The sequence below is a fragment of the Mesorhizobium sp. M2A.F.Ca.ET.067.02.1.1 genome (assembly GCF_004023285.1).
Classification (GTDB): Bacteria; Pseudomonadota; Alphaproteobacteria; order Rhizobiales; family Rhizobiaceae; genus Mesorhizobium.
This window is the reverse complement of the sequence record NZ_RZSB01000474.1, coordinates 1-4,772: the sequence shown is the minus strand read 5'-3', so window position 1 is coordinate 4,772 and position 4,772 is coordinate 1. Positions and strand designations below refer to the sequence as shown.

Here is a 4,772-nt window from a genome sequence, read left to right as displayed (position 1 = left end):
GGCGGGATCCTGCGCGCCGACAGCCGAACGCGGTCCGGCGCGTAGCGCAGCGTCGGGTGCTCGGTGGACATGAGATCGATGGTCAGCCGCACACGGCCATTGGCCATCGCTTCGACGGTGACCAGGCGACCGGTCAGCCGGGTCTGGATTTCGGACCCCAGCATCGGCGTCGCCATCCGCCAGGTCTCCACCTTGGCCGCAAGAAAGCCGAACGCGCAGAAAAGCGATGCCATGAAGACAAGGTGCGCTTTCTGCCAGGAGCGCGACACCGTCGCGCAGACAGCCATCAGAGCCACCGCCGCAAGCGGCCTGTAGAGATCAGGCTCGGTGCTCAGCGAGAAGTAATAGATCACGCCGGCGGCCAGGAACACCGGCACCAGCAGGAAGCCGATGCCGCGGTCGAGCTCGGTAGTGGCAGCGATCGCAACGCTTCGCCGCAGCGCAGGAACCGAAACGCGGCCGAGTTGTTTGCGGATTCGGCCTACGGTACCTGTTGGCGACGCTGGCTGCAGCGCACCGTCACCGGGCGGCGGTAACTCGGTGGGCGGATGGAGTTCTGGAAGCGAAAGCGGCGCTTCTTCAGCGGGCTCGGCATGGGCAAACATCAGGCGCTCGCTGACGCCAGCTGTCGTTTCCCCGCCCTCCTCCGTGCCCCGGCCACGTCCAGCCATCGGGTCTGCCCCTTGCGCCCCAGACCGCCTATGGTACATGAACGCGCAAAGCGCGAAAGCCCGCGCGAAATATGCCGTTTCAGTGCTTCTTCGAGAGTTTCATGTCCGACAAGGTCGTCACCCGTTTTGCCCCCTCGCCCACCGGCTACCTGCATATTGGCGGGGCGCGCACGGCGCTGTTCAACTGGCTCTATGCCAGGCACACCGGCGGCACGATGCTGCTGCGTATCGAGGACACTGATCGCGAGCGCTCCACCGAAGCCGCCACGGCCGCCATTCTCGACGGATTGACCTGGCTTGGCCTTTCCTGGGATGGCGACGCCGTCTCCCAGTTCGAGCGGGCTCCGCGCCATCGCGAGGTGGCCGAGGAACTCGTGCGCCTGGGCAAGGCCTATTACAGCTATGAGACGCCGGCGGAGCTGGAAGCGATGCGCGACGCAGCGAGAGCCAAGGGCCTGCCGCCGCGTTACAACGGCCAGTGGCGCGACCGCGATCCGTCCGAGGCACCGGCAGGCGTCAAGGGCGCGATCCGCATCAAGGCGCCGACCGAGGGCGAGACGGTCGTCCATGACCGCGTGCAGGGAGAGGTGCGCTTTCCCAACAAGGATCTCGACGACTTCATCATCCTGCGCTCGGACGGCAACCCGACCTACATGCATGCCGTCGTCGTCGACGACCACGACATGGGCGTCACCCACATCATCCGCGGCGACGATCACCTGACCAACGCCGCGCGCCAGACGGTGATCTACAACGCCATGGACTGGGCGGTGCCGTCGATGTCGCACATCCCGCTGATCCACGGCGCCGACGGCGCCAAGCTGTCGAAGCGGCACGGCGCGCTGGGTGTCGAGGCCTATCGCGCCATGGGCTATCTGCCGGAAGCCTTGCTCAACTATTTGGCGCGGCTCGGCTGGAGCCATGGCGACGACGAGGTGATGTCGATCAAGGACATGATCGCCTGGTTCGACATCGGCGACGTCAACAAGGGCGCTGCCCGCTTCGACTTCGCCAAGCTCGAGGCGCTGAACGGCGTGCATATGCGCAAGATGGACGATCGGGCGCTGTTCGATATCTTCGTCGCCACTCTGCCCTATCTCGAAGGCGGTCCGGCGCTCGCCGCAAAGCTCGATGACAAGCGAAAGGCGCAGCTGCTTGCCGCCATGCCCGGCCTCAAGGAGCGGGCAAAAACCCTGGTGGAGCTGGCCGACGGCGCGGCTTTCCTGTTTGCCGAGCGTCCGCTGTCGCTGGACGAGAAGGCGGCGGGCTTGCTCAGCGCGGATGCGCGCGCGATTCTGCGCGGCGCGCATGGCGCGTTGTCTTCTGTCCAGGGCGAGTGGAGCGCCGCCTCGGCGGAGGCTTCGATCCGCGAGTTCGCGCAGGCTGGCGGGTACAAGCTTGGCGCGGTGGCCCAACCACTGAGAGCCGCGCTGACCGGCCGCAGCACATCGCCTGGCGTGTTCGACGTACTGGCCGTGCTGGGCCGCCAGGAAAGCCTGGCGCGCATTGGAGATCAAATCGATTAGGAGCGAACTGGCCCAAGAAGATTGGCATTGAAAGGTGTGTTTCGCAGTGCAACATTAGGCCTTGGCCCAATCTGGCACGCACCTCCTAAAATGCGGTGGCGAGTTCGCGCATTCCGGTGACTTCGACGTGTCGTTTGCAGGAATTGCCTTGCCGGCATGAGGATACAAGGGAGTTTGAGAATGAGCGAAGCTGCGACAAAACTGGAACCGGGCAGCAAGGCGCACGAGTCGACCGCCAGGCTCGAACTCGCCGGCAAGACCCATGAATTCAAGGTGCGAAGCGGGTCGACCGGGCCTGACGTCATCGACATCGGCGCGCTCTACAGCACCACCGGCGCCTTCACCTACGACCCCGGCTTCACCTCCACTGCAAGCTGCGAGTCGGCAATCACCTTCATCGACGGCGACGCCGGCATTCTTTTGCATCGCGGCTATCCGATCGACCAGCTTGCCGAACATGGCGACTTCCTCGAAGTCTGCTACCTCCTGCTCTACGGGGAACTCCCGACCAAGGCGCAGAAGGAGGATTTCGACTATCGCGTGACGCGCCACACCATGGTGCACGAGCAGATGTCGCGCTTCTTCACCGGCTTCCGCCGCGACGCGCACCCGATGGCCGTCATGTGCGGCGTGGTCGGCGCGCTGTCGGCCTTCTACCACGACTCGACCGACATCTCGGACCCGTATCAGCGCATGGTCGCCTCGATGCGCCTGATCGCCAAGATGCCGACCATCGCGGCGATGGCCTACAAATACCATATCGGCCAGCCCTTCATTTATCCGAAGAACGATCTCGGCTTCGCCGCCAATTTCCTGCACATGTGCTTTGCCGTGCCGTGCGAGGAGTACAAGATCAATCCGGTGCTGGCGCGCGCCATGGAGCGCATCTTCATCCTGCACGCCGACCACGAGCAGAACGCCTCGACCTCGACGGTTCGCCTCGCCGGCTCTTCCGGCGCCAATCCGTTCGCTTGCATCGCCGCCGGCATCGCCTGCCTGTGGGGCCCGGCGCATGGCGGCGCCAACGAAGCGGCGCTGAACATGCTGGGCGAGATCGGCCATGTCGATCACATCCCGGAGTTCATTGCCCGCGCCAAGGACAAGAACGACCCGTTCCGACTGATGGGCTTCGGCCATCGCGTCTACAAGAACTACGATCCGCGCGCCAAGATCATGCAGAAGACCGCGCATGAGGTGTTGGGCGAGCTCGGCATCAAGGACGATCCGTTGCTCGACATCGCGATGGAACTGGAGAAGATCGCGCTAACTGACGCTTACTTCATCGAAAAGAAGCTCTACCCGAACGTCGACTTCTATTCTGGCATCACGCTGAAGGCGCTCGGCTTCCCCACAACCATGTTCACCGTTCTGTTCGCGGTCGCGCGCACCGTCGGCTGGATCGCGCAGTGGAAGGAAATGATCGAAGACCCGCACCAGAAGATCGGCCGCCCGCGCCAGCTCTACACCGGCGCCACCGAGCGCGACTACGTGCCGATTGCGAAAAGGTAATTGAGCGAATAGCGAGATAGCGAGTAGCGAATAGGGGAAAGAAGGCAAACCGACAGCCCCACTCGCTATTCGCTACTCCCTATTCGCTCTCTTGATACACCCCATCACCACTTCCGCGGCGATCTCGCCGGAGGGCCGTTCGGTCACCATGCGCCGGGCAATTTCGGCAAAGCCCGCCTTTTGCCAAGCGCGCATGCCGGTGTCGTCAAACAGGGCCTCAAGTTGCCGGGCAAGGTTCTCCGGCCGGACATACTGGTCGTAGAATTCCGGAACAAGCGTGCGGTCGGAAATCAGGTTGGGCAGCAGGGCCGACCAAGTCGTCACCATATGCTGCAGCAGCTGGCGCGCAATCGGGTCCAGCTTATAGCAGGAAACCATCGGAACGCCGGCAAGCGCCAACTCGAGCGACACCGTTCCAGACGCGATCAATGCCGCATCGGCCTTGCCGAAGGCCTGCCATTTGCGCTCTGGCTCGGTGATGATTTCCGGCTTGTCATCCCAACTGGCGACCGAAGCCTTCACCAGCTCGGTGACATGCGGCACCGTCGGCAACAGCAGGCGCAGGCGATGGCCGCGTTGGCGCAGCACAGACATCGCCTTGCCGAACGGTTCCATCAGCCGGCGAACCTCGCCGCGCCGCGAGCCGGGCAGCACCAGCACCGTCTTGACACGGTCGTCGGAGAGGTCGCGCGGTTGGCTCTGCGCCCTGGCGGCGCTAAGCACGCCCGGATCCCGCGTCAGTCGGTGCCCGACATAAGTGCCCGGTGGTCCGCCGAGACGGGCAAGCGCCTTCACCTCGAACGGCAGGATGCACAGGATATGGTCGACATAGGGCTTCATCGCCACCGCCCTGCCCGGCCGCCAGGCCCATACGCTCGGGCAGACATAGTGGTCGATCGGGATGGCCGGCGCCGTTGCGCGGTCCTTCTTCGCCACGCGCAACGAGAAGTCCGGGCTGTCGATTGTGACGAGGCAATCGGGCCGCTCGGCCGCGATTATCGCAGCAGTCTGGCTGATGCGGCGCATCAGCCGCGGCAGGTCGCGCAGCACCGCGCTGAAACCCATC

The 4,772-nt window shown here is 64.2% G+C and carries 3 protein-coding genes and 1 pseudogene; 2 read left to right on the top strand and 2 right to left on the bottom strand.

Annotated features, from left to right (window positions below; all coding sequences use genetic code 11):
• Positions 1–671: pseudogene (locus tag EOA28_RS25405) on the bottom strand (competence protein); the annotation flags it as partial.
• 101 nt (positions 672–772) lie between these two features.
• Between EOA28_RS25405 and gltX the strand changes: the two are divergent.
• Positions 773–2,197, top strand: a complete 1,425-nt coding sequence (gene gltX, locus EOA28_RS25400) for a glutamate--tRNA ligase (RefSeq protein WP_127250266.1) — start codon at positions 773–775, stop codon at positions 2,195–2,197.
• Between the two features lie 180 nt (positions 2,198–2,377).
• The gene (gene gltA / locus EOA28_RS25395; RefSeq protein ID WP_126060753.1) at positions 2,378–3,706 is read left to right on the top strand and encodes a citrate synthase; all 1,329 of its coding nucleotides are present in this window, start codon (positions 2,378–2,380) and stop codon (positions 3,704–3,706) included.
• A gap of 72 nt (positions 3,707–3,778) precedes the next feature.
• Here the strand turns inward: gltA and EOA28_RS25390 are convergent.
• A partial coding sequence (locus EOA28_RS25390; RefSeq protein WP_128315409.1) for a lipid-A-disaccharide synthase occupies positions 3,779–4,772 on the bottom strand: 994 nt, incomplete at its 5' end.

What these genes read in the sequence shown, in the direction of transcription:
- gltX (WP_127250266.1), top strand. Translation starts at nt 773, where the DNA reads ATGTCCGACAAGGTCGTCACCCGTTTTGCCCCCTCGCCCACCGGCTAC.
- gltA (WP_126060753.1), top strand. Translation starts at nt 2,378, where the DNA reads ATGAGCGAAGCTGCGACAAAACTGGAACCGGGCAGCAAGGCGCACGAG.